This window comes from Ensifer sp. LC163 (assembly GCF_001695855.1).
GTDB lineage: Bacteria > Pseudomonadota > Alphaproteobacteria > Rhizobiales > Rhizobiaceae > Ensifer.
In genome coordinates, this window is record NZ_MBSS01000014.1 from 62,598 (window position 1) to 84,906 (window position 22,309).

General features: G+C 61.5%; 20 protein-coding genes. 10 read left to right on the plus strand and 10 right to left on the minus strand.

The annotated features are described in order from the left end of the window. The gene (locus BC360_RS14835; RefSeq protein ID WP_065795716.1) at positions 1 to 591 is read left to right on the plus strand and encodes a hypothetical protein; all 591 of its coding nucleotides are present in this window, start codon (positions 1 to 3) and stop codon (positions 589 to 591) included. 28 nt (positions 592 to 619) lie between these two features. On the opposite strand, the gene BC360_RS14840 is transcribed toward BC360_RS14835, so the two are convergent. Genes BC360_RS14840 through BC360_RS31560 form a run of 3 tightly spaced genes read right to left on the minus strand, consistent with a single transcriptional unit; the run spans position 620 to position 2,057 of the window. Next, positions 620 to 1,255, minus strand: coding sequence for an NrsF family protein (locus BC360_RS14840; protein ID WP_065780341.1), 636 nt, complete (start codon positions 1,253 to 1,255; stop codon positions 620 to 622). Beyond that, a complete protein-coding gene (locus tag BC360_RS14845) occupies positions 1,242 to 1,808 on the minus strand; it encodes a sigma-70 family RNA polymerase sigma factor (RefSeq protein WP_065779954.1) in 567 nt (188 codons plus the stop codon). Before BC360_RS14845 ends, BC360_RS14840 begins: the two co-directional genes overlap by 14 nt. Before the next feature lie 6 nt (positions 1,809 to 1,814). Then, positions 1,815 to 2,057 carry a hypothetical protein gene (locus BC360_RS31560; protein ID WP_065793337.1) on the minus strand — a complete coding sequence of 81 codons (243 nt, stop codon included), beginning with the start codon at positions 2,055 to 2,057 and terminating at the stop codon, positions 1,815 to 1,817. Between the two features lie 96 nt (positions 2,058 to 2,153). Between BC360_RS31560 and BC360_RS14850 the strand changes: the two genes are divergently transcribed. From BC360_RS14850 to BC360_RS14865, 4 genes are all read left to right on the plus strand, one after another. Further along, positions 2,154 to 3,107 carry an aliphatic sulfonate ABC transporter substrate-binding protein gene (locus BC360_RS14850; RefSeq protein ID WP_065795717.1) on the plus strand — a complete coding sequence of 318 codons (954 nt, stop codon included), beginning with the start codon at positions 2,154 to 2,156 and terminating at the stop codon, positions 3,105 to 3,107. Positions 3,108 to 3,208: 101 nt separating this feature from the next. Then, positions 3,209 to 3,991 carry an ABC transporter permease subunit gene (locus tag BC360_RS14855; RefSeq protein ID WP_065795718.1) on the plus strand — a complete coding sequence of 261 codons (783 nt, stop codon included), beginning with the start codon at positions 3,209 to 3,211 and terminating at the stop codon, positions 3,989 to 3,991. Between the two features lie 109 nt (positions 3,992 to 4,100). Beyond that, positions 4,101 to 4,856, plus strand: coding sequence for an ATP-binding cassette domain-containing protein (locus tag BC360_RS14860; RefSeq protein WP_065795754.1), 756 nt, complete (start codon positions 4,101 to 4,103; stop codon positions 4,854 to 4,856). A gap of 96 nt (positions 4,857 to 4,952) precedes the next feature. Next, a complete protein-coding gene (locus BC360_RS14865; RefSeq protein ID WP_065795719.1) occupies positions 4,953 to 5,810 on the plus strand; it encodes an RDD family protein in 858 nt (285 codons plus the stop codon). 93 nt (positions 5,811 to 5,903) lie between these two features. Here BC360_RS14865 and BC360_RS14870 read toward each other — a convergent pair whose 3' ends face one another. Continuing rightward, positions 5,904 to 6,257, minus strand: a complete 354-nt coding sequence (locus tag BC360_RS14870) for a DMT family protein (protein ID WP_065795720.1) — start codon at positions 6,255 to 6,257, stop codon at positions 5,904 to 5,906. Between the two features lie 885 nt (positions 6,258 to 7,142). Here BC360_RS14870 and BC360_RS14875 point away from each other — a divergent pair. Next, positions 7,143 to 7,586 carry a TIGR02594 family protein gene (locus BC360_RS14875; protein ID WP_065779944.1) on the plus strand — a complete coding sequence of 148 codons (444 nt, stop codon included), beginning with the start codon at positions 7,143 to 7,145 and terminating at the stop codon, positions 7,584 to 7,586. A 32-nt stretch (positions 7,587 to 7,618) separates the two neighbouring features. On the opposite strand, the gene BC360_RS14880 is transcribed toward BC360_RS14875, so the two are convergent. Together BC360_RS14880 and BC360_RS14885 are read right to left on the minus strand one after the other, a co-directional pair. Continuing rightward, positions 7,619 to 8,167 carry a GNAT family N-acetyltransferase gene (locus BC360_RS14880; RefSeq protein ID WP_065779942.1) on the minus strand — a complete coding sequence of 183 codons (549 nt, stop codon included), beginning with the start codon at positions 8,165 to 8,167 and terminating at the stop codon, positions 7,619 to 7,621. Between the two features lie 311 nt (positions 8,168 to 8,478). Next, a complete protein-coding gene (locus tag BC360_RS14885) occupies positions 8,479 to 9,141 on the minus strand; it encodes an Asp/Glu racemase (RefSeq protein ID WP_065795721.1) in 663 nt (220 codons plus the stop codon). Positions 9,142 to 9,443: 302 nt separating this feature from the next. On the opposite strand from BC360_RS14885, the gene BC360_RS14890 reads away from it, so the two are divergent. Both BC360_RS14890 and BC360_RS14895 read left to right on the plus strand, forming a co-directional pair. Continuing rightward, positions 9,444 to 11,198, plus strand: coding sequence for an adenylate/guanylate cyclase domain-containing protein (locus BC360_RS14890; RefSeq protein ID WP_065795722.1), 1,755 nt, complete (start codon positions 9,444 to 9,446; stop codon positions 11,196 to 11,198). 6 nt (positions 11,199 to 11,204) lie between these two features. After that, positions 11,205 to 13,376 (plus strand): CHASE2 domain-containing protein, encoded by a 2,172-nt coding sequence (locus BC360_RS14895; RefSeq protein ID WP_065795723.1) that lies wholly within the window; start codon positions 11,205 to 11,207, stop codon positions 13,374 to 13,376. A gap of 3 nt (positions 13,377 to 13,379) precedes the next feature. Here BC360_RS14895 and BC360_RS14900 read toward each other — a convergent pair whose 3' ends face one another. Further along, positions 13,380 to 14,423: a FecR domain-containing protein gene (locus BC360_RS14900; protein WP_083222562.1), complete on the minus strand. Its 1,044-nt coding sequence runs from the start codon at positions 14,421 to 14,423 to the stop codon at positions 13,380 to 13,382. 287 nt (positions 14,424 to 14,710) lie between these two features. Here BC360_RS14900 and uvrB point away from each other — a divergent pair, with 287 nt between their 5' ends. Then, complete coding sequence (uvrB, locus tag BC360_RS14905) at positions 14,711 to 17,593, plus strand: excinuclease ABC subunit UvrB (protein WP_065795724.1); 2,883 nt, start codon at positions 14,711 to 14,713, stop codon at positions 17,591 to 17,593. 195 nt (positions 17,594 to 17,788) lie between these two features. Further along, positions 17,789 to 19,177: an ATP-binding protein gene (locus BC360_RS30750; protein ID WP_139110049.1), complete on the plus strand. Its 1,389-nt coding sequence runs from the start codon at positions 17,789 to 17,791 to the stop codon at positions 19,175 to 19,177. A gap of 206 nt (positions 19,178 to 19,383) precedes the next feature. Here BC360_RS30750 and BC360_RS14915 read toward each other — a convergent pair whose 3' ends face one another. From BC360_RS14915 to BC360_RS14925, 3 genes are all read right to left on the minus strand, one after another. Next, the gene (locus BC360_RS14915) at positions 19,384 to 20,139 is read right to left on the minus strand and encodes a DUF4239 domain-containing protein (protein ID WP_065795726.1); all 756 of its coding nucleotides are present in this window, start codon (positions 20,137 to 20,139) and stop codon (positions 19,384 to 19,386) included. Positions 20,140 to 20,454: 315 nt separating this feature from the next. Then, positions 20,455 to 21,153, minus strand: a complete 699-nt coding sequence (locus BC360_RS14920; RefSeq protein ID WP_083222564.1) for an LssY C-terminal domain-containing protein — start codon at positions 21,151 to 21,153, stop codon at positions 20,455 to 20,457. A 285-nt stretch (positions 21,154 to 21,438) separates the two neighbouring features. After that, a complete protein-coding gene (locus tag BC360_RS14925) occupies positions 21,439 to 22,008 on the minus strand; it encodes a J domain-containing protein (protein WP_139110054.1) in 570 nt (189 codons plus the stop codon). Between the last annotated feature and the right edge of the window lie 301 nt (positions 22,009 to 22,309).

Consider the following 22,309-nt stretch of genomic DNA (forward strand, 5'->3'; position numbering starts at 1 on the left):
ATGGACCCGACCCAGCCTGACCCGGCGATTTTCTCGCATATTCGCGTCGTCATGGGCATGGTCGTCAGTCTCAGCCTCGCCAGACTCCTGAGCGGGCTCGCGCTCTTCGTACAGCATCCGGGAAAGACCAGGGTGTACTGGATCCACCTCGGCTGGGTCCTGTTCATGTTCGTCTTCCTCGTGCATTTCTGGTGGTGGGAATTCCACCTCCATGCCCTGCCCGTTCTCGACGTGACCGTCTATCTCTTCGTCATCCTCTATTGCTGCGTCTTCTTCTTTCTTTGCGTGCTGCTGTTTCCGACGACACTGGAGGATTACAGCGACTACGAGCACTACTTCATGTCGCGGCGAAGCTGGTTCTTCGCCTTTCTGGCGCTTGCCTTTGCCGTCGACCTCTTCGACACCGCGCTCAAGGGAAAGGCCTATTTCGCGTCCTACGGGCTGGAATACCCGATGCGCAACGTGACCTACATCGTCCTGTGCCTGATCGCGGCCTGGACACCGAACCGGCGCTTTCACGCCGCGTTCCTCATCGGCGCGGTCACCTATCAATTGGTGTGGATGTACCGGGCATTCGACCTCCTGGATTGAGCGCGGTGGCCGAGGCCGGAGGCGTCGCCTACCAGCGCAGCCAGCGCCGCCCGATGAGGTAGCCGATCGTGGTCACCAGCAGCACGGCGATCGAGTACCAAACAGCCAGGAACAGCGGACTATCGTCCGGGCAGTGGAAGGCATAGAGCGAAGCGGCAATGGCGCCGGCGGCAAGACCGGCCGACGCACCGGCGAGACCGGGACTTTCAGGCGCACCGTTTTTCAGCACAAGCAGAAAACCGGCGAGCGGCGCCAGCGACAGGACAGGGATGAAGAACAGGCAGAAGGCGGCGTTCCTGCCGAGCATGCTCGCCGTCCACGCCTCCGAGGGCAGAACGGAAAGCTCGGAAGCGACAGCAATGGCAAGAAACACGAGGGGAACGGCGAGTTGAAGTCCGCGCGCCTTGAGCGACAGCCCCGGCCGGCCGACGATGAAGACCAGGCGGCAGGCGGCAGCGGCGAGAACCAGCGTGAAGCCGATCTTGAACAGGACGCGCGCCGTCTCGATGGCCGCTGCCAGGTTGGGACGCACACCCACTGTCGACAGGAGCACCAGAGCGGACACGACGACGCCGACCAGAAGGGCAATCGCCAGCATGCGGCCAAGCCGCATCCCGACGGGCGCATCCTCTGCCAACAGGCTGATCAAGTCATTCGTCTTCACGTGCATCACTCCGATAAAGGGCTGCCAGTGACTTCAACGCCCTGTGCAGCGCCACGCGCACTGCTCCTTCGCTCATCTTCAGTCGTTCGGCCGTCTCGCGCACCCCGGCACCCTCCAGCGAAATCGAGCGGACAATATCACGCTGCGGATCCTTCAGGCGCTCCAGCATGTGCTGCGCGTCCAGCCGATCCAACCCGTCGCTCTGCTCTTCCGCTTCCAATGTCGCAATCACGTCCTCGATCGGCACATTCACGTGTCGACCCCGCCGACGCAGGCTGTCGATCAGCTTGTTGCGCACGATCGCCGACAGCCATGGGCCGATCGGGCGATCCGGATCCCAGGTACCGCGCTTGAGGTGGACGGCCAGCAGGACCTCCTGCACCACGTCCTCCGCCTCGCTCGCCGGCGCCCCGAACTGGTCGCAGCGCCTGCGCGCCATGGCGCGCAGATGCGGCGTAACGGCGGAGAGAAAGCGGTGATAGGCCTGCGTGTCGCCTTTTATGGCGCTGCGCATCCACTCTGCCCATTCCTGGTCACGCGCCGAATACTTCACCCGACATCATCCTCTACGAACGAGGCACGCATTTTTGTTACCGGCACCGAAGAAATATTTCTGAATCGGCCGGAAGCCTCGCTTCGCCAGCGTTTTCCCCTGCAATCGAACAGACAGCAAGCGCACGGCACGAAAAAAATCGAAAAGCAGGATGTAACGACCAGCCAGCCGCCCGATCACCACAATGAGGATTATCCCCAAGCTGCCTGTCCTGCCGCAAAAGCGTTCCGCAAAGCGCGCCAACAACAAAACAAATAAACTCCATAAATTTTATATTCTTCTTTTACACTGATCCCAGTTCAGCGGACGGCGCCCTTCGCCCTCCAGCAAACAGGAGCGGGACAGATGTTCAAACTGACCAGACGGCTTTTCGGCACCGGCCTCTTCACCGCCGCGGTGCTCGCCTCCTTCGGCGTCATGGCCGAAGACCTTGGGGAATTCCGCATCGGCTTTCAAAAGACCGGCCTCCCCGTCGTCGCCCAGCAACAGAAGGTCATCGAGAAGGCGTTGGAGCCGAAAGGCATCGCCGTTTCCTGGGTAGAGTTCACCGCCGGGCCACCACTGGTCGAGGCCTTGAACGTCGGCTCCATCGATGTCGGTTGGACCGGCGACGCGCCGCCGATCTTCGGCCAGGCGGCCGGCTCCTCGATCGTCTATGCCGCAGCGCTTCCTTCCAACGGCAAGGGCGAGGCGATCTTCGTCAAGCCGGGCTCGCCGATCCAGTCGCTCGCGGACCTGAAGGGCAAGAAGATCGGCGTCGGCAAGGGCACCAGCGCCCACAATCTCGTGGTCGCGGCACTGGAAAAGGCCGGCATCGGCTTTGGCGACGTCACCCCGGTCTATCTGAGCCCCGCCGATGCGGCAGCCGCTTTCGCCAGCGACAAGATCGACGCCTGGGCCGTCTGGGACCCGTTCTTCGCGATCGCAGAAACGCGCTACAAGCCGCGCATTCTGACGACATCGGCCGAGACCTTGGAGGTCAATACCTACTTCCTCGCCAACCGCGACTTCGCGGCCAGCCATGCAGAGACGGTCACCACAACGATTGCAGCCCTGAAGGAGGCCTCCGTCTGGGCTGACGCCAATCGCGACAAGGTGGCGGCCGCCTTGCATGAAGTGACCGGCGTGCCGCTCGAGGCGCAGACGATTGCGGCCAACCGCACCGTCTTTTCGATCGGCCCCATCAACGACGACATCGTCGCCGGCCAGCAGCAGACCGCCGATCGCTTCTTCAAGCTCGGGCTCATCCCCAAGCAGATCACCATCTCCGATGCGGTCTGGAACGCACCGGGCAACTAATCCCTCTCCCTCCCAAGGCGAGAACCGGCCGGCGTCGGGACGGAAGTTTCGGCGCCGGCGCCGCGAAGACAGAAGGCTCTGAGCAAACGAGGACCCAAGTCATGGCGAAGACCGCAACGAACACCATTGCGCGAAACCTCGCGGGCTGGCTGCTGCCCGCCGCTTTGATCCTCGCTTGGGAAGCGGCTTCGCGCAGCGGCTTGATCTCGGAAAGCGTGATGGCGCCGCCCTCGGCCGTGCTTGCCGCCTTTATCCGGCTGCTCGCCTCCGGAGAGCTTGTCGAAAACATCGGCATCAGCACCCTGCGGGCGCTCTCGGGCTTTGCCATCGGCGGCGCGATCGGCTTTGCCTTCGGGCTGGCCAACGGCCTTTCGCGCTTGAGCCGGGACCTGACCGACACGACGCTGCAGATGGTGCGCAACATTCCGCATCTGGCGCTGATTCCACTGGTCATCCTGTGGTTCGGCATCGACGAAGAAGCCAAGCTGTTCCTCGTCGCGCTCGGCGTCTTCTTCCCGATCTATGTCAACACGCTACTCGGCATTCAGGGCGTCGACCCGCAGCTCGTCGAGATGGGCCGGATCTACGGCATGTCGCGGCGTCAGCTCTTCTTCCGCGTCATTCTACCCGGCGCCCTGCCGGCGATCTTCGTCGGCCTTCGCTATGCGCTCGGCATCATGTGGCTGACGCTGATTGTTGCCGAGACGATCGCTGCCTCCTCGGGCCTCGGCTACATGGCGATGCAGGCGCGGGAGTTCCTGCTGATCGATGTCGTCATCCTGTCCATCCTGATCTACGCCCTGCTCGGCAAGCTCGCCGACAGCTTTGCACGCTTGCTCGAGCGACTGACGCTGCAGTGGCACCCGGCCTTCCAGCCGGCTTGATGCAGCTAAACTGGACGAGCCCGATCCCGACGAAAAAAGGAGCAATCCGATGTCCGTCATCGCCCTTCATCCGAAACAGCCACAGGAAGCGAACGGCCCGTCCGCGACCATGCGGACACCTTCACCGGCTTCGCCATCCGCTCCACTCGCCTTCTCCTTACGGGGCATCGCCAAGCGTTTCGGCGAAAAGACCGTGCTCGACGGCATCGATCTCGACGTACCCCAGGGTCAGTTCGTCGCCGTCATCGGCAAGAGCGGCTGCGGCAAGAGCACCTTGCTGCGCATTCTTGCGGGATTGGACAGCCCAACGAGCGGCAGCCTGACTGTTGCCGGCGGCAGCGCGTCGGAGCGGCGCAGCCGCATCATGTTCCAGGAACCACGGCTGCTTCCCTGGGCACGGATCGCCCGCAATGTCGAAATCGGCCTGACCGGTATCGCCAAGGGCGAAGTCGCCCGCGATCTCTCGCTGCAGATCCTGAAGGAGGTCGGCCTTGCCGACCGTGCCGAGGAGTGGCCGTCGGTACTGTCGGGCGGACAGAAGCAGCGCGTGGCGCTTGCCCGGGCGCTCGTCGCCCACCCCTTCATCCTGGCGCTCGACGAGCCGCTCGGCGCGCTGGACGCACTGACGCGCATCGAGATGCAGCAGCTGCTGGAGCGCATCTGGCAGCAACAGAGCTTTACCGCCGTGCTCGTCACCCACGATGTCACTGAGGCCGTGGCGCTTGCCGACCGCGTCGTCGTCATCGATAAAGGCCGCATCGCGCTCGATCTGCCGATCCCGCTCGCGCGCCCTCGCGGTCACGGCAGCGCCGAAACTGCCAGGTTCGAAGGCCAGATCCTGGACCGGCTATTCGGACGGGGATGACGTGCCGCTTCCGATCTTTGTTTGTTGCGCCGTGCATTGACGAACACAACCTTCCATGAAAGCAATGCAATCATGGCATGCATTGAAGGTTGAAACATGAACACTACGGTCGCCGGCACCAACCTCCCACGCTTCTTTTGGCGGCGACTGGCGGCCTTTGTTGTCGACTCCCTCCTATTTTGCGTCGTCGCAGTCGCTATTTCGATCGTCCTCATGTTCGTGCTTCCCTGGGCGCCGCGCTTTTTCATGTCCGCGACGACCATATGCGAACCGGCCGCGCCAAGTGCGTTTGCACAAAGAATCGACCGCGAATGGCCACTGGCGCCCGGTCAATCGCGCGAAAACCAGATCTGCACCACCTCCTTTTGGGGCGTGCCCGACAGCAGGTCGCTTGTTTCAACGGTGATCGACGCTGGCGATATGCCAACGCAACGGTCGATCAGGTTCGAGATCGACGAGGCCGGCAATCCGCTCGAACTTGAAGCGATGCAGGTAGGACGCGCAGTGCTTAGCGAACTAGCGCCGATTCTTCTCTTCTGCCTGTCCGGCGCCGCTCTGATCGCGCGCTTCGGCACCACACCCGGCAAGAGGCTCTTCGCTTTGCGCGTTGTCCAAGACAATGGCGAACCGCTGCCGTTTGCCAAGGCCGCCAAGCGGGAGGTGTTGCGCATGCTGCCGACAATCCTTGCGGCATTTAGCGCTCCGCTATTGCTGCTGTCGCTTGCGATTTTTGGCACCGGTGACATTCTCAGGGATGCGATCGACGCCGTGACCATCTTTGGCGCGCCGGTTCACGTCATCCTGCTTGTCGGCGGCCTGCTCTCCCCCTTGCCCGCAATAATCTGGTGGGTCTTTCCCTTCATGCGCTGGCGCGGCCAGACAATCTACGATCGCCTGACAGGATGCCACGTCATTCGGCGCCCCGTCGTGCGAACGACGGGCCTGGCCCCTTGATCAACGGATGACGCCATCGGGCGGTCTTCGCAGGCAGCTCGACTGTGATCGCAATGATCACTTCGGCCGCATGGTGCCCCACTGCTGCCCGGCTCATCCCTTGAAGATGAACGAGGCACCGATCGCGATCAGGGAGAAGCCGACGAGGTGGTTCCAGCCGATCGACTCCTTCAGCCAGAAGACTGAAAACGCCGCGAACACCAACAGCGTGATCACCTCCTGCATCGTCTTCAGTTGCGCTGCCGAATAGACCTCGTGACCGATGCGGTTTGCCGGCACGGCCAGGCAATATTCGAAGAAGGCGATGCCCCAGCTCGCGACGATCGCCATGTAAAGCGGCGACGAGGTGTACTTCAGGTGCCCATACCAGGCAAATGTCATGAAGACGTTGGAGATCAGGAGCAGCAGGATCGGCCAGAGATAGGTCGGGTTTACGGTAAACGGCATGAGTATCCTCGAAGGCGCGAATCGCTCCGGCAGGATGATCTTGCCGCACGCGCTCTGACAAGCGTGAACATCAGTCGAGGAGCGCAATCGGCGGCGTGCGAAACCTGAATGACTCTCTCAAGGAGCTTCGATAAACTCTTTTAAAGACTTTGTTTTGCGTCGACACGCGGCGTATAGGCGATCATTCCCCAATCCCAAGCAGTCTGGAATCGGACCGTTGCAGCCCCTCGACCAGTGCAGTGCGGTCCTTGCCGTCGGCGACGCAATGCTCGCCGTTAAAGAGGAAGGTCGCCAGCATCCGTGGATCATCGATCGCCCATGCGCCTTGCCTTGCGCCCTCGGCAATCAGCGCCGCCAGCCGGCCCCGGCTTCGGCCGCCTGCGTCAAATCCTGTTCCTTTCCATGGCTTTGCCCGTTCTACCGTATTCGGCCACAGTTGAAAATTGCTGCCTTAATTAGGGCTCGAACATGCGATCAATGGATCGCTGCACCGAAGCCAGCAGCCAGGCAGGACACAAAAATAGTGCACCAAACCCCCGAAAATCGGCGATATATAATCCAAATTGGTTAGGTTGCGCACGAAAATTCGCCTTTTGCGCGCTTTGCCACAATTTTGCTCCAGCCCATAGGCAAAGTCCGCGCACTGTCCGACGGGACAGGCAGGGGAATACCACACTCCGACGGCAATTGCCGTGAAGTTGGCTCCGCGTTTCAGCGCGGTTCGCCGGCGCGCTGATGCTGCGTTCAAGGTGCAACGCGCAGGCGCGAACCGCCGATATCCCCGAACACAATGACCGATGCAGATGAAAAACCGGGGGCAGTGCCGGCGATCGCCAGGCTCATCCGGGATGCACGCACCAAACAACTTGGCAAGGAGACCTGACCATGAAGGTCCTGGCGTTTCTCGCGGCTGCCTATGCCGCGCTTTTGATACCGGATGTGGCCACGGCGGGCATGTTGGCCCAGGCCCAGCAATACAAAGGCCTGCACGAGGTCAAGAACAACAGGCGACTGCGCGCCGCACTCGGCATCAATCCGGCCCGCACCCCCTGGTGCGGGCACTTCATGGGCCTGGTTGCCCGCAAGGCCGGTCGAACCCCGCCACAGAGTTTCGGTATCGCCCGCTCCTGGCTGCGCTTCGGTGCCCCGGTCAAGCTATCCTACGCGCGCCCCGGCGATATCATCGTCGTGCGCACCGGCCGCAGCTATCACGTCGGCATCATCTCCGCCCTGTCGAAATCGACGGCGAAGGTGATGGGCGGCAACCAGTCGGGCCGCGTTACGGTTTCGCAGTTCAACCGCGGTCAGGTCGTCGCCGTCAGACGTTAGCCGGCGAAGGAAACGGATTTGCAGTTTGCTACCTAGGGGATCGTGGGGGCGTTTGACCGCCTGTCGTCGAGCGATAGGCGCATCGCGCAACGTCGATCGGTCGGCAGGCCGTAGGTCGCCTCTTTCGCCAGGATCTGCGCCAGCCGCGCGTCGAGCCCTTCTTCGTCGAGCGTCCGGAACCCGAGCTTGCGATAGAAGCGCTCGTTCCATGCGAGGTCGCGGAAGGTGGTCAGCGTTACCTCGCCAAGCGAGCGGTCGCGCGCATGGGCGATGGCGGCTGCGATCAAGCCACGTCCAAGCCCATGGCCTTGCCGCTCGTGCAGTACCGCCAGTTGCCAGATGTGCAGCGCGCCATCGCTAATCTCGGCGCAGAGAAATCCAAGCGGATGGTCGCGATTATCGACGGTCACCCAGGAGAGGCCGGAGCGAACGAAATCCAGATGCGCATCGACCGATTGCACGTCGTCGTCGGCAATCCAGGCCAGGTCGGAAACGCTGCGAAAAGCCTCTCCCGACGATCTTTCGATATCGGGCAGCACGGGTGTGTCATCTTCACGGGTCAGTCGAATCAAGGCGTTCATGGCGGCATCCTACCGGCGGCAGCGGCTCCGTCGATACAGTCCTGCGATAGGACCGTCAGGTAAGATGTGCGGACAATGCACGACTGGAGCTTTCTACATGAAGACAATCGCTTATCCCAATCTCTTCGCCATCCACACGGGTGTTATGTCGTGATCACAAAACCGCTGCGCACTTTTGGGCGACATGCATCAAGCGAACGATCCTCCCCGCATCGACTCGACCCTGTCAACGCTAATCCGCGATGTCGGCAACCGGATTCCGAAATTTAGACTTTCCTCGTAAACACCTGAATCGACTACCAAACGTCTAATCACCGCGCAACCGGCGCGGCCATCTGCGCGATCCGTTCCAGCGCCGCACTCAAACCGGCTCTCGGGCTCGTCAATGGGCGCGGTCCTCCACGCACGAGGTCCGCCGCACCGGCCATGGAGGCTTGAGCAAGGGCAACGATTGCCGTGCCATCGCCATAGGCGGCGTCGGCAGCAGCGGCGATTGCGGCGAGATAGCCATCGCGGTCACCCGCTCTAAACAAGGCCCAGGCGCCGGCGACGAGGCGTACCTCAAGCGCAACACCCCTTCGCTTCGCGGCCTCGGCAAAAAGCGCGGTGGTCGGCGCCACGGTCGTTTCGACGGCGCAAAGCGCCACCACCTTGCCGCCGACTGCCGATGCCTTTTCGGCAAGCGCCGCATCGGTCCGCAACACCGGCACCGGCGCCTCACGAACATTCGCCATGCTCGGCCCAAGCGTCGAACAGGTAAGAAGTACAGCATCAGCCCGGGCCGCCAGTGCCGTCAGCGCTGCGGCCGTCTCGCGGGCTATGGCGTCCGTGAGCCCGCCTGCCCGTTCCGCAGCCTCGAGCAGGTCCGGCCGCACGGCGTGGCGGAACACCTCCGTTGCAAGGCCGAGCTCGCGCGCAGCAGATTCGAAAACGGCGACGTTGCTATCGGCGGTGTGCAGGCAGGCGATGATCAAGATGTTTTTCCTCACGCTGGTTTTGAGCTTCGCGACCAGTGTCAGTCACCCGCCGTCGACATATCTCGCACGTTACGCCGCTCGGTGAAAACGGCGTTTGAAGAACCCACAACGCAGACTCTTCGTCGTCTCAAGCGCGCAATCCACGGACGAAAGGGCGCTTGGCCCGCAAATGGTCTCAAAATCAGCGCATCAATCGATGCCGACACACGATCGCCGCGCTTTTTCACCCTTCTAGATATTGCTAAATTACGCTACCCTTAATTTCCTCTAGCTGTACGCCACAGGAGGGATTTGCCCCCTTGGAACGGAAGCTCGCAGTCATCCTCGCTGCCGATGTCGCTGGCTATAGTCGCCTCGTCGCGACCGACGAGGAAGGTACGCTTGCGACGCTCGGCACCTATTGCGCCACGATCGGCGACCTCGTCGCCGAGCATGGCGGCCGCATTTTCAGCACTGCCGGCGACAGCGTCGTCGCCGAATTCCACAGCGCCGTCCAGGGGGTACGCGCCGCCGTTGCCATCCAGCGCGCTCTGCAACGTCGCAATGCCGATCTGGCGCCGGAGAAACGCATGGAGTTCCGCATCGGCATCAATCTCGGTGACGTCGTGGTCGAGGGCACGAACCTTTTGGGCGACGGCGTCAACGTCGCGGCACGGCTGCAGCAGGTGGCACGACCGGCCGGCGTCTGCATTTCCGGAACCCTGCATGACCAGATCGAAGGCAAGCTCGACTTCCCCATGGTCAAGCTCGGCGAGCAGACGCTCAAAAACATGCCGCGGCCGGTGCTGGTGCACAGCGTCGACTGGCGCGAAGATCCGACGGTACCCGATCTGCCCGGCATGCCGCTCCGTCTGCCGAACAAGCCGTCGATCGCCGTCCTCCCGTTCGTCAACATGTCGGACGATCCGGGCCAGGACTACTTTGCCGACGGGCTGACCGAGGACATCATCACCGGGCTCTCGCTCTGTCGCTGGTTCTTCGTCATCGCCCGCAACTCATCCTTCGCCTACAAGGGGCATGCAATGGACGTGAAGCAGATCGGCCGTGATCTCGGCGTGCGCTATATCGTCGAGGGCAGTGTGCGCCGGTCGGGAAGCCGCGTGCGTGTCACCGGGCAGCTGATCGAGGCCGAGACCGGCGTGCATCTCTGGGCGCAGCGCTTCGATCGCGAGGTGGCTGACATCTTCGCCATCCAGGACGAACTCACCCAGCACGTGGTCGCCGCCATCGAACCGGAAATCCTCATCGGTGAAAACCGCCGCGCGCTGTTGCGCGGCACCGAAAACCTCGACGCCTACGAATGCCATATGCGCGGCACGCTGCTGCACAATGCCCAGGACACGGCCGCGCATTTTTCCGAGGCGATCGACTGGCATCGCCGCGCCATCGCGCTCGATCCGGACTTCGGCCGCGCCCACATGATGCTCGCGCGTTCGCTGTACGCCCGATGTTTCTTCGGTTTCAGCGACGATATCGACCGCGACAGCACCGAACTGCTCGCCGCAGCCGAGCGCGCCATCGCGCTCGAAGACCGGGATCCTTACTCGCATTACGTCATGTGCCTTGCCAATTTTGCGGCCCACCGCCCGCATGCCGCTGTTGCCGAAGCGCAGCAGGCGATCGACATCAACCCCAATCTCGCACTGGCCTATATGGCACTCGGCTGGGCCCGCATATTCATCGGCCGCTTCGCCGAGGCGCTCGATCCATTGCACAAGGCCTTGCGGTTGAGCCCGCACGATCCGCTGACCTATCTCTTCCTCAATCGGCTCGCGCTTGCCCACTATCATCTCGGCAATTACGAGGAGGCGCAGCACCATGCCGAACGCGGGCTGCTATTGCGGCGCACCTATTTCAATCTGGTGGTGGTGCTCGCCTGTCTCGGCCAGCTTGGACGCACGGCGGATGCCGGCAAGCTCATCGACGAAGCAGTCGCCAACGCCCCGCTGGATCTTCCACGCTACTGGCAGATCTTCACCGCCTACGTCGATCCCGCCGATTACACGCATTTCACCGACGGTCTGCGCAAGGCGGGCCTGCCTGCCGTTCCGTGAGGCGCCATGACACGTGCGCAACCGCTTGGTGTCGTGATCGGTCTGGCTATCGTTTTGGTCCTCACGTTGCTGCGCGCCAGCGACCCGCAGCTTCTGAGGCAGGCGCGCGACGTCACCTTCGATGAATATCAACGGCTGTCGCCACGCGCCTACGAGGCGATGCCGGTCAAGGTCGTCGATATCGACGAGGCCTCGCTGCGCGCCTTCGGACAATGGCCCTGGCCGCGAGACCGACTGGCAAAGCTCACCGACAGGCTCGCGGAGATGGGCGCCTCGGCGATCGCTTTCGACATCCTGTTTGCCGAACCGGACCGGCTGTCGCCGCGCAGCGTATTGCGCGACGTCCCCGAACTCGACCAGTCGCTGCTCGAGCGCCTGCCCGACAATGACGAGATCTTTGCCACGTCGATCGTGGAAAAGCCCGTCGTCCTCGGCTTTGGGCTGACCAACGACGGAAGCTACCTACCACCGGTCAAGGCCGGATTCGCGTTCACCGGCGAAAGCCCGATCGGTGCGCCGCCGCGCATCCGGGCGGCCACGCCGCTGCGGCCGCAACTGGAGAGCAATGCCGCCGGCCTCGGCCATATCAGTCTCAACCCCGGCGGTTCCTCGGCTGTCGTACGCGCGGCACCCCTGTTTCTGAGCGACGGTCAGCAACTCTACCCCAGCCTCGCAATGGAGGCACTGCGCGTGGCGCAAGGCGCTTCGACCTATGTCCTTGCCGGTGCGCCCGATCTGCCGGATACGCTGACAGCCGCCAAGATCGGCGATTTCGTCGTGCCGCTGACCGCCTCCGGCGAACTCTGGCTCTATGTCAGTCCCGATACGACCGAGCGCTATGTCTCCGCCCGGCGCATTCTCGAAGACGATGACATATCCCCCGATGTCAGTGCGGCGATCGCGGGCAGCATCGTGTTCATCGGCACCTCTGCCGCCGGCCTGCAGGACGTGCGCACGACGGCGCTCGGCCAGAACGTGCCCGGCGTCTCGCTGCACGCCCAGATCGTCGAGCAGATCCTCTCCGGCCGCTACCTCTCGCGCCCGGACTGGGCAAATGGCCTGGAAATCCTGGTGATCGCGATTGCCGGCTGCCTGCTCGTGCTGCTGACGACCTTCGTCAGCCCGGTAATGGCGCTCGCCTGCGGTCTGGCGATCACGGCGCTGGGGCTGGTCGCCTCCTGGGTCGCGTTCTCCTATGCAGGCCTGCTCTTCGACCCGCTGGCACCGATCCTTGCGGCGTCGATCACCCACTTCTCCGCGACCGCCTTCCGCTTCCTGGTCACCGACCGCGAGCGCCGCGAGGTCCGCCAGGCCTTCGGCCGCTACCTCTCGCCTTCTCTGCTCTACCGCATCGAGCACAACCGCAACGCCCTGAGGCTCGGCGGCGACGATCGCGAACTCACCGTCATGTTCGTCGACGTGCGCAACTTCACCGAGATCAGCGAGCGCATGGCGCCGACCGATGTCGTTGCCTTTCTCAACACGCTGCTCGACGCCCTGAGCCGGCACGTCATTGCCAACGAGGGCACCCTCGACAAGTTCATCGGCGATTCGATCATGGCCTTCTGGAACGCGCCGGTCGACGTCGCCAACCATCCGCGAAAGGCGCTGCGGGCAGCGCTCGGCATGCGCGAGACCCTGGCGCGGCTCAATGCCGACGATGCCTTCGGATTCGGTGCGGCGCAGGATATCGGCATCGGCATTGGGATTCATACGGGGATCGCTTGCGTCGGCAATATGGGTGCCGAGACGCGCTTCAACTATTCGGCTGTCGGCGATACCGTCAACATCGCCGCCCGCATTGAGGCAGCTTGCAAGGAGGTGAGCTTCGACGTTCTCGTGTCAGAGGCGACGGCGCAGGCCCTGCCCGGTTGCGCGCTGCTGGAAGCAGGCGCCCTGGGGCTGAAGGGAAAGACGACACGAACCCGGCTCTTTGCCGTCGTCGGCGACGAAGGCGTCGCCTCTTCGCCCGACTTCGGCGAACTGCAGCGGCTGCATTCGAGACTGGTCGAAAACCTGCGTGCACGCGCCTCGACCAGCCGCAGCCTTGCCAATGCGGCAAAGCTCAAGGCGGCGGCGATCACGCCCGGCCTCGTGCCGTTCTATGGCAGGATCACCCGCCGCTCCGAACATTTCATCGATATCCCCGCCGATCAGGCCAGCCGCATCGCCGAATAGCGATCAATCGTCGTCGTTGTCGTGATCGCTTCGATCGCGGTCACGTCCACCATGGCGATCGTTGTTTCCGTTGCGATCGGCGCGGTCTCCACCGTTCCCGCCATCGTCATCGCCGCCACCGTACCCGTTGTCGCCGCCGGAGGCGTCATGATCATCGTCGCGGTCCTCATGGTCCCTGTCGTGATGCTCGTGCTCCTTGTCCCGATCCGGCTTGTCGTGGTCGGGTTTGTCGCGATCCGGTTTGTCATGGTGGGGTTTCTCATGATGCGGCTTTTCCGGTCGGGGTTTTTCCGGCTTGGGCTCCTCGCGCACGATCGGCGCCTGCTCCGGCACGATCCGCGCCGGCGGACGCTCTAGATCGTCGCGAACCGCGGCCTGCAGCCCGCAGCCAGCGCCGACCGCGCCTATCGTGCCGGAAAGCCTCTGACCGCCGGAAAGGAAAGGCAGGGCCTGGCTATTGCCAAGGCTGCGCAGCGTGCGCTGGCTGACGCGCGCCGCTTGGCTGACCCCGCCGCCGGGTGTGGCAACGACACAGTCGCAGCGCCGCGTCAACTGCCGGCAACCGCCGGCACCGCAGAAGCTGGCCGCGCCGTTGAGCAGCACGACCGCAGTCGTGCCGTCGCGGCCGACATAGAAATCGAAGGCCGTACCGCGCACGCCGATCGTGCCGGCGGGCGTGACGATTTCATAGGCGGAATGGTTCGATTTGCCGCTGACCCAGCGAAAAGTGCCCTTGGCGGCCATGATCGTCAGCTTTTTCACCGACTTGCTGCCGTCGTAGACGAATTGATCGATCACAACCGACGAGCCCCAGCCGACGGCGAGCTTGGTGCCGTCCTGAAAGACGAACTGGCCAAGGCCGGACTTTGACGTCCGGATCCGTTCGTCCCGGTAGACCGGGTCCCTGACCGCCAGCGGACCGCGCGCGCCGGACACCTCGGTCCTGATCGAGACTGCCTGGCCGACAGGTTCGGCCGCAAAGCTCGAGGCAGGGCAAAGGAGCATGGCACGAAAAGCGATAAGGGCGGCACCACGCAAACACGACATGGTCCCCTCCAAACCTCTATTATTATTACTATTATCATGCTGTTCGGCCGGGTGTCTGCTCGCCCATTCGAGGTAAGCGGCTAGCAATCGGAACTTGCAGTGGCCAATCAACGCCACCCTTAGATGTGAAAACGACGGACAAATCGGTCCCATCGGCGACCGCGCGCCATTGGCCAACCAAAATGCAATAAGCCGGCCCTCGCCACCGGCGAAAATCCGGACATTTCGTTTCCCTTTTGTACTCATTCCCTCTTTATTTTCGCAATGACTCTGTCCATATTCCCGCCATGGCCAAGGATCCGAAGAAGTCTGCAAAAAATCCCCCCAGCAAAAGCACAGTGCCCGGCGGCTTCGAGGAAGCCCCGCAGGCGCCGCTGTCCGGAACGCCGCTGTCAGGCAATGTCTCCGATTGGGTGAAACAGCTCGAAGCGGATGCCGAGGCCTCTGCCTTCGAGAGCCAGCGCGAGGTTGCCTCCAAGGCCGGCAAGCACCGCAAGAAGGTGGAGATCGCGGCTTCCAAATCTGCTCGGGGCACCTCGATGGGCGGCACGACCGACCCGAAGACGCGCGCCGCGGCCGGCCTCAACCCGGTCGCTGGCCTCGACGTGTCGCTGGAGGATGCCGACAAGCTGTCCACTTCGGGCGTCACCGCCACGGTGGAGGCGCTGTCGGCGCTGATCGAGAGCGGCAATCCGCTGTTCAAGGACGGCAAGCTCTGGACGCCGCACCGCCCTGCCCGGCCGCCGAAATCCGAAGGCGGCATCGAGATCCGCATGGTCTCCGACTACGAGCCCGCCGGCGACCAGCCGACGGCGATCGCCGATCTCGTCGAGGGCCTGTCCTCCGGCGAGCGCAGCCAGGTGCTGCTCGGCGTCACCGGCTCCGGCAAGACCTTCACCATGGCCAAGGTGATCGAGGCGACGCAGCGCCCCGCCGTCATCCTCGCGCCCAACAAGACGCTGGCCGCCCAGCTCTATTCCGAGTTCAAGAACTTCTTCCCCGACAACGCGGTCGAGTACTTCGTCTCCTACTACGACTACTACCAGCCGGAAGCCTACGTGCCGCGCTCCGATACCTTCATCGAGAAGGAATCCTCGATCAACGAGCAGATCGACCGCATGCGCCACTCGGCCACGCGCTCGCTGCTCGAGCGCGACGACTGCATCATCGTCGCCTCGGTCTCCTGCATCTACGGTATCGGCTCGGTCGAGACCTATACCGCCATGACCTTCCAGATGAATGTCGGCGACACGCTCGACCAGCGCCAGCTGCTGGCCGATCTGGTGGCACAGCAATACAAGCGCCGCGACATGGATTTCCAGCGCGGCTCGTTTCGCGTGCGCGGCGATACCATCGAGATTTTCCCGGCCCACCTGGAGGATGCCGCCTGGCGCATCTCCATGTTCGGCGATGAGATCGACGCTATCACCGAGTTCGATCCCTTGACCGGCCAGAAGACCGGCGACCTGAAGTCGGTGAAAATCTACGCCAACTCGCACTATGTCACCCCGCGCCCGACGCTGAACGGCGCCATCAAGGCGATCAAGGAAGAACTGAAGCACCGGCTGGCCGAGCTGGAAAAGGGCGGCCGCCTGCTCGAGGCCCAACGGCTGGAGCAGCGCACCCGCTACGACATCGAGATGCTGGAGGCCACCGGCTCCTGCGCCGGCATCGAGAACTATTCGCGCTATCTCACCGGCCGCAATCCCGGTGAGCCGCCGCCGACGCTGTTCGAATATATCCCCGACAACGCGCTGCTGTTCATCGACGAGAGCCACGTCTCCGTCAGCCAGATCGGCGGCATGTATCGCGGCGACTTCCGCCGCAAGGCGACGCTGGCCGAATACGGCTTCCGCCTGCCCTCGTGCATGGACAACCGTCCGCTGCGCTTCGAGGAATGGGACGCCATGCGCCCCGACACGATCGCCGTGTCGGCCACTCCCGGCGGCTGGGAACTGGAGCAGTCCGGCGGCGTCTTTGCCGAACAGGTCATTCGCCCGACCGGCCTGATCGACCCGCCGGTAGAAGTCCGCTCGGCAAAGACCCAGGTCGACGACGTCTTGGGCGAAATCCGCGAGACGGCCGCTGCCGGCTACCGCACGCTGGTAACGGTACTGACCAAGCGCATGGCCGAGGATCTGACCGAATACCTGCATGAACAGGGCATTCGCGTGCGCTACATGCACTCCGACATCGACACGCTGGAGCGCATCGAGATCATCCGCGATCTTCGTCTGGGTGCTTTCGACGTGCTCGTCGGCATCAACCTTCTGCGCGAAGGTCTCGACATTCCCGAATGCGGCTTCGTCGCCATTCTCGATGCCGACAAGGAAGGCTTTTTGCGTTCGGAAACCTCGCTGGTGCAGACCATCGGCCGCGCCGCGCGCAATGTCGACGGCAAGGTCATCCTCTACGCCGACCAGATCACCGGCTCGATGCAGCGCGCCATGGACGAGACCAGCCGCCGCCGCGAAAAGCAGATGGCCTTTAACGAGGCCAACGGCATCACCCCGGAATCGGTGAAGGCAAAGATCTCCGACATCCTCGACTCGGTCTACGAGAAGGACCACGTGCGCGCCGACATCTCCGGCGTCGCCGGCAAGGGTTTTGCCGACGGCGGCCACCTCGTCGGCAACAACCTGCAGGCGCACCTCAATGCGCTGGAAAAGCAGATGCGCGACGCCGCCGCCGACCTCGACTTCGAAAAGGCCGCCCGCCTGCGCGACGAAATCAAGCGCCTGAAGGCCGCCGAACTCGCCGCCATGGACGACCCGATGGCAAGGGAAGAGGCAAAGGCGATTGAGGGCGGAACCGGACGGAAGAAAGAAGCGGTATCCAAGAACGGTCAGGCGTCCGCTTCTCCGTCATCCTCGGGCTCGACCCGAGGATCCATCACCGCCGACGAAAAATCTTTGTTCCAGAAACCGTCACTCGACGAAATGGGCCGCGACGTGGCGACACCGGCTGGCCGCTCATCGGAGCAGTCGCTGTTCCGCAAAAATACCCTTGATGAAATGACCGTCGGCCGCACCGAAAAGCCCGTCATCGGCAAAGTGCCGGACAAGCCCCTCATCCGCGCCAAACCGGGCGTCGGCTCCTACGAGGACCCGGTCGACGAGAAGCGGCAGAAGGGGCGGACGAAGGGCAAGACAGGGCGGCCAGGGCATTAAGCCGTGCACCGCGCGTTGCCCCATGGCGCACCGTTTGGTCAGCTACTGCCTCATGCCCATAAAAGCCTTGACGACGAAATCCCTCGACGGAAAATTGCGCATGCTCTGACATGCATCCTTATAATTGCAATAAACTTCGAGTCAGTTAAGGATGCATACGCTAAGCAGTGCCGCTAAATTGCAAAGGGAAAGCTGGTGGAAGTTAGAAATATCGATCAAAATGAAATTACTTCCTTACTGTCGCTAAATGAAGATCATTTTAACGATGTGAAAAGCAAAAGAATAGCACCAGCAAAAGCTCAAGAAACATTTATTGCATTTGCCAACTCCGACGGAGGGGACTTGTACATTGGGATCGAAGATAAGTCCATTAACGGTGAAAGAATAGACGGATTCCATGAGCAAGAGGAAGCAAACGCGATAATATCTACGCTACTGGAGGAAACACTACCTGCTGTCGAGAATGTGTTGTTGGAGTTTCTACGAGTAGATGGAAAGGGTATGATTCTGCATCTGGGCGTTCCAAAGAGTCCGAAAGTTCACTACGCCGCGTCTGGTGATTGCTTCATCCGCGTCAATGCGCAAAAAAGGAAGATAAAAGGAGAGAGAATTACCCAACTTGGGTATTCAAAGGGAGCAGAACCATATGAAGTGAAAGCTGTTGCTGACGTAGATTTAAAAGACCTTACTGAAAGCTATATTCTCCAAGATTATATGAACCGGGTGCAAACTCACCTCGCAGCGGATGTATTCCTGAGAAAACAAAGACTTTTGAGCTTGAGGAGCGGCGAGCGAGTTCCAAATGTTGGCTGCATCCTCCTGTTCGATGAATCTCCGCAAGCAACACTAGAAACACGATGCGCGGTCAAAGTTTATCGACTGAGGACAACAGATACAGAGTACAAACGAGAACAGCTTGAGGAAATGCCCATAACTATAAATGGAGTAATTGAGCAGGTCATAAAGAAAACAATTGATAAAGCATCAGAGTATATTGATGGAGCATCCTTCCAAGACGATGGAAAGCTCGTAAAGCTACAATACCCCTCAGAAGCACTCAAAGAAATATTGGTTAATGCAGTTATACATCGAGATTACAGCTTAAATGACGACATCCATGTCAGGATATTTGATAATAGAATAGAGGTACAGAGCCCAGGAAAGCTTCCAGGTTATATGAAGATAGAAAACCTCTATGAGGAGAGATTTTCCAGAAATCCAAATGTAGTGAGGATGCTTCACAATCTTCCTAATCCGGTAAATCACGACATAGGCGAAGGCCTCGATACAGCAAAAAATGAGTTGAAAAAGGCCGGTCTGGTAGATCCTGTCTTTCAAGAGAAAGAGAACGCATTTCTTGTTATCATAAAACATCAGAAAATCGCTTCCATCGAAGATGTAATATTAAGCTATATTGATGAAAATCCTACGGCAGAATTGACAAATAAGCTTGTTAGGAAGCTGAGCGGTGAAGATGATATGCAAAAAGTTAAACTAGCTCTACAGAAACTGAGAGGTGCCGGCCGCATCAAACCAGTGAATGAAAATGCATCGGCATTCAATTTCCGCTACATAAAAGCATAGTCTTGGAACACCGGGGTCGATACCAATCGCTCCTCAATTCTGAATTCGTTCGATACAGCCCACTCGGGCGGCCCCATTCGAAGTGGGCCGTCTTGCGCGACCGCACGGACTTCACCCTTCACCGGATCTTGGCTCGCAGCTTCAGCCTCTGCTCGCCAGCGTTCTGGGTTTCTTCGGCCACCGCCCACGCCCATTGCCACCCTCCTCTACACCTTCATCTCCGCCAGCGCCCGATGCAGCGGCGCATCAGAAATCTGGATCGCGCCGCTGAACGGGATGTCCATGTCGAGCACGACATAGACAGAGGCGGCGATGAACATCGCTGAAACCACGAACATGGAAACGACCACGACATTTTGCGGGGCGCGGTAGCCGAAGCTGGCGAAGATCAGTGCCATCCAGGCGATCAGTATGCCGATGACCGGCATGGGGATCGCGCGCTCCGATTGCTCGACGATCGTCCAGCGCTGTTCGACGATGCGGTTGTACTGCTGGCGCGCGTCCGCCAGCATGGATTCATGCAAGCTGTCGGCGGGCTGGATGGCCGCCAGGCTGTTGCCGATGGTGTCAAGCCGTTGCTGACCGGCATTACGCGCCTCGTGCAGTGCGTCGTTGACGCGCTCGGGATTGTCGATCGCGCCTTCGACATAGGCGATCAGATATTGCCGCGCATCGTTGCCGGCGAGGCCGTAGGTCCTGAGGGTGCGGTCGAGCAGGATCAGGTTGATGGCGAAGGAATGCACATTGTCGTCGATGCCCTCGAATGTGTTCTTGGCCGAATTGATCATCAGGCCGAAGACCAGCGACGCCATGACCACGAAGATATTGGCAACGAGCCGCACGACGGTATTGGTATCCTCGTCGCGATGGCGGGCCGGCAGCTTCGGATAGAGATGCATCATGCCGAGCGCCGCCACGCTCAGGCAGAGAAAGGCGGCAACGGCAATCAGGATCGCGCTCATGGATACCGCTCCCATCCCCCCGCTGCATTCTGCCCGTCCTGCAAGGGAACTTTGACGTTCCCGGCGGGCAAAGGCAATCGTTGCCGCAGGCAACGGTAACGGCAACAACCGACATGACCGATGAAAGCCAAGGATCGCGACGCCGCCCTTGAAGGTTGCGCCGTCGTGCTGCCACCTCCTGCATAATTCCTTAAATCGGAATCGATTTAAGGGCAAAATTATGCAGCAACTCAAAGTGTTACAGCGACCTTTGCGCGTCTAAATAGACGCGCGGCGCTGTAGCGCCGCACTTTGAACGCCGGTGGCGGTTGTCGCTTACTTCAGCACGCCAACCAGCGCCTTGCCATCGGTATAATAGGGATCGCCGCCGCCGTTGCGGCCGGTCTTGGTGGCACCGATACCGGGGATGTCATAGGTCGACGAGACCTGCCCGGCCTTTTGCAGGTCGGCGATCACCAGGTTTCTCTCGGCGTCCAGATCCGGGCCGATATGGTGGGTGATCTGCCCGGTGTCGTGACTGAAGCCGACGCCGCGGTCGAAACTTGCCGAAGCGAGCCAGAGCGGCCTGCCATCCGCACCGGTTTGTTTGCTCAGCCAGAAGCGCACGTGGTTGCGCTCGTCGGCGCTGTTACCGACAGGCTTTTCGAACGCCAGATCCTGTTTCCGGCCCTCGAAGAACAAAGGGCTGACCGGCGCATCAAGATCCGGCCGATCGAGCACCACGCTCAAGCCGATATCGACCGAGGAGCGCAGCGTGATCTTGTCGGCCGGATCCCAGCCGGCCGCGGCGAAGGCGCGGATTATCTGCTCCCTGGAGCCGACGAGCCCGACATTGATCGGGTCGCCGGGGATATCCTGCTCGGTGGTGGTGACCATGGAGCTGAAATCGTCGACCCGGCTCCGGTCGCGAAAAATCCAGAGTTCCGGCAGCAGGAAGTAGCTGACCAGCAGATAGGCAACCAGCACGGCCGCCAGAACGCTCAGCAATGCATGAAGTTTCCTGCGACGGGTCATCTGCATTCCCCCCAAGTCCCGGTGCGGCCATATAAGCTAAACCTGACACGGCTTGGAATGCAACGCGTGGCGACAATCGTGCCGATCCTGACCCGCGCCCGCCTCCGATCCGCCATCGTCGCCGCAGACCATTCCTTGCGCTCTGAACCTACTGCATGTTTCCTTAAATCGTATTCGATTTAAGGCGAAAAACATGCAGCAATTCAAAATGTTACAGCGACCTTGGCGCGTCTTAAAAGACGCGCGGCGCTGTAGCGCCTCTCCTGCCGCAAGATGCGAGCTGCCCTACTCCGCCGCGTGCGCCTTTGCCTCCAGCGCCTCCAACTCGTAGGAATAGCCCTCCAGCATTTCATAGGCCTGTTCGATGGTCTTGATCTGCTCTTCGGTCGTCTTGATCGCTTCGGCGATCGAGCGTGAGCGGGCGCGCAGCATCGAGCCAAGCACGTCGGTCTCCGGCCGGCGGCCGAGGCGGTCGAGGTGTTTGCGCACGCGGGCGCGGTGACGCTCCAGCTCCAGGATGTGGAAGCGGCTTTTGACGATATCGTCGGAAAGCTTGCGGCGCATGGCGGCAACGGGGTCGAAGCTGCCGGGTTCGCGCTCGTCGAGGATGAAGTCGTTGACCAGCGTCTCCAGCATCATCAGGCCCTTGAGGTCGCGCGGCTCGGCGAGCTGCGGGTCGTAGCCGGTGTCGTCAAAGACCTTCCGGCGCACCGGGTCCTTCAGGAGATCATAGACCGCCTGCAGCCGGGCAAACTGCTCGGCATCGCCGCCCGAGTCGGGATGAGCCGCCTTGGCTGCCTTGCGATAGGCCGTGCGGATGGTCTGGTCATTCGCGTCGCGGTCCACGCCAAGCATCTCGTAGGGATCGATCACGCTGCCCCCTGTTCGTCTCGCATTCCGATTTCTCCGCCTGACCTAACGCACGCATCCGAAGACCGGAACCAATCACCGGTAAAGCCTGCGCGTTATCCCAAACTTGTTCAAGTGCTGATGCGATGTGATGGCGATCAGCACCGCACGCTGCCGGGTTCGCTGTGTCAACGCCCGCCCGAAGCGGCGCGCACGTTCGGCCGTGGCCGGGACGAAATTGTGGTCAGAACCGGGCCGTCCCCGATTTTTCCATGCGGGGTCGATGGTGGTGAATTCGTGTCGCGGC

Excerpts from the sequence above, each read along its gene's own strand:
- BC360_RS14895 (WP_065795723.1), top strand. The coding sequence starts at position 11,205 with ATGACACGTGCGCAACCGCTTGGTGTCGTGATCGGTCTGGCTATCGTT.
- uvrB (WP_065795724.1), top strand. The coding sequence starts at position 14,711 with ATGGCCAAGGATCCGAAGAAGTCTGCAAAAAATCCCCCCAGCAAAAGC.
- BC360_RS14850 (WP_065795717.1), top strand. The coding sequence starts at position 2,154 with ATGTTCAAACTGACCAGACGGCTTTTCGGCACCGGCCTCTTCACCGCC.
- BC360_RS14835 (WP_065795716.1), top strand. The coding sequence starts at position 1 with ATGGACCCGACCCAGCCTGACCCGGCGATTTTCTCGCATATTCGCGTC.
- BC360_RS14915 (WP_065795726.1), bottom strand. The coding sequence starts at position 20,139 with ATGAGCGCGATCCTGATTGCCGTTGCCGCCTTTCTCTGCCTGAGCGTG.
- BC360_RS14925 (WP_139110054.1), bottom strand. The coding sequence starts at position 22,008 with ATGCTTGGCGTGGACCGCGACGCGAATGACCAGACCATCCGCACGGCC.
- BC360_RS14875 (WP_065779944.1), top strand. The coding sequence starts at position 7,143 with ATGAAGGTCCTGGCGTTTCTCGCGGCTGCCTATGCCGCGCTTTTGATA.
- BC360_RS14870 (WP_065795720.1), bottom strand. The coding sequence starts at position 6,257 with ATGCCGTTTACCGTAAACCCGACCTATCTCTGGCCGATCCTGCTGCTC.
- BC360_RS14900 (WP_083222562.1), bottom strand. The coding sequence starts at position 14,423 with ATGTCGTGTTTGCGTGGTGCCGCCCTTATCGCTTTTCGTGCCATGCTC.
- BC360_RS14860 (WP_065795754.1), top strand. The coding sequence starts at position 4,101 with ATGCGGACACCTTCACCGGCTTCGCCATCCGCTCCACTCGCCTTCTCC.
- BC360_RS14920 (WP_083222564.1), bottom strand. The coding sequence starts at position 21,153 with ATGACCCGTCGCAGGAAACTTCATGCATTGCTGAGCGTTCTGGCGGCC.
- BC360_RS14880 (WP_065779942.1), bottom strand. The coding sequence starts at position 8,167 with ATGAACGCCTTGATTCGACTGACCCGTGAAGATGACACACCCGTGCTG.
- BC360_RS14865 (WP_065795719.1), top strand. The coding sequence starts at position 4,953 with ATGAACACTACGGTCGCCGGCACCAACCTCCCACGCTTCTTTTGGCGG.
- BC360_RS14855 (WP_065795718.1), top strand. The coding sequence starts at position 3,209 with ATGGCGAAGACCGCAACGAACACCATTGCGCGAAACCTCGCGGGCTGG.